The organism is Rhodococcus sp. EPR-134 (genome assembly GCF_001647205.1).
Classification (GTDB): domain Bacteria; phylum Actinomycetota; class Actinomycetes; order Mycobacteriales; family Mycobacteriaceae; genus Rhodococcus_F; species Rhodococcus_F qingshengii.
Genome location: NZ_LVCT01000415.1, coordinates 1 through 1,737, shown reverse-complemented (window position 1 = coordinate 1,737; position 1,737 = coordinate 1). Strand labels below are relative to the sequence as shown.

The following is a 1,737-nucleotide window of genomic DNA, read 5'->3' as shown; positions in this document are numbered from 1 at the left end:
AGAGCGTCAAGCAGGAATGGGGCGGCGGCGGCACCGGCCAAGGTGTGTCGCGGGGCTCGTTCTCGCTTCTGAAGGAGATCGCTCCCTTCTCCGAGAAATTCCCGGAAGACTCCGAGTTCACTGTGAAAGTCGAGGAGTTCGCCCCCGGGCAAGATCCAGCGACCGACGCCCCGGTGAGCTCCTACGAGATCAAGGTGAAGGCTGACGGGACACCCGTCAGTGGGATCAACCCCCGCGGAACCGGCTGGCAGATCCGCCTGTCCGAGATCAACCTCCCGACCGTTGACGGTGTGTACTTCGAGAGAGGGACGTTCCGCCCGTCGGAGGGTGTGACGCTCAACGGGGACCGCACCGAGGCGCTGGTGACCATCACGCCGAAGAGCAATGTCGGTGTCACACTGCTCAACAAAGCGAGCCTGGGATCGGCGAGGATCACCAAATCCGTCATCGGTGACGGAGCGCGCACGGGGCTCGAGGCTTTCGTCGTCAACGCAGAGATCGCCTTCGGTGACGACGCCGCCGGCAACGAGCTGCGTCAATTCACCCTGAAGGACGGTCAGCACTACGACCTGGGCAAATTGCCCATCGGAGCGAAAGTCACCTTCACCGAGGTCCAACCGACGAACACCGACCTCGTGACGTGGTCGCTGCCGGTGATCAGCCCGAAGACGCTCACCATCGGCACCGACGCGTCGGCGAACACGGTCTCCGTCACCAACGAGGCCACGATCACGCAAGGCACCTTCGAAGTGAGCAAAAAGCTCACGGGCCCGAAGGCGTCCGACAAGGCCGTACCGGCGAGCTTCGACGTGATTGCCACCTGGCTCGATACGGACGACAACCCGCAGAGCAAGACGCTGTCTCTTCCGTCCGACGGCACCCCGGTTCCGTTCGGCGAGAACCTGCCGGGCGGCACCGAAGTCACACTGACAGAGCTGGTTCCGGCAAACGGTGACGGTCTCGCCTATGGCGTGCCCGCATACTCCGGGAATGTCAGGATCAGTCCGGACAACGCAGCCGTGGTGACCATCGGCAAGGATCTGCGCAAGATCGAGGTGTCGAACTTCGTCGACGTCAACGACGGCACTCTGCGCATCGCAAAGCAGGTCGGCGGTGAGGCCGCCGAGGCCGTCGGCGACGACGTGGAGTTCACGGTCGAGGCGCGTTGGCGCGACGGTGTGGAGTACCGCACCCAGGTGCTGAGCGTCAAGCAGGGACAGACCACACCGCTCGGCGTCGACCTCCCTGTCGGCACCGAGGTGACCTTCACTGAGACCGGCCGTCCCGATGTCGACGGAGTCGAGTGGGGCACGATCTCCTGGGGCACCAGCCCGGAAGGCGAATCGTGGCTGCATTCGAACCTCGACGGCACCGCGACGGGCATAGTCTCCGACGACCCGACCGACGGTCGACTGATCACGCTGTCGAACGAGGCGCTGTGGAAATTCGGATCGGTCGAATTCACGAAGTTCATCCTCGACGCTGACGGCAACCCCGTCCGCGCACCCGAGGCCGACCTGCCTGACAGCGCGACGTTCGAGGTCCGTATCGACGGGATCGATCCGGCACTCCCCGCTGGAACTGATTTCCCGGCAGTGGGCCAGACCATCACCCTCGATGCCGCAAACGACTGGAGCTGGACGTCCGACGAGGTTGTGCCGCGGAACACCGTGATCACCTTCTCCGAGGTCGACCCCAAGCCACTGGCCGGTATCGACTGGGCGCGGCCGTACTACT

1 protein-coding gene is annotated in these 1,737 nt (G+C 64.2%); it reads left to right on the top strand.

All coding sequences use genetic code 11. The features are described 5' to 3' along the window. The coding region (locus A2J01_RS36495; RefSeq protein WP_231915836.1) for a DUF5979 domain-containing protein at positions 1–1,737 on the top strand (1,737 nt) is incomplete at both ends.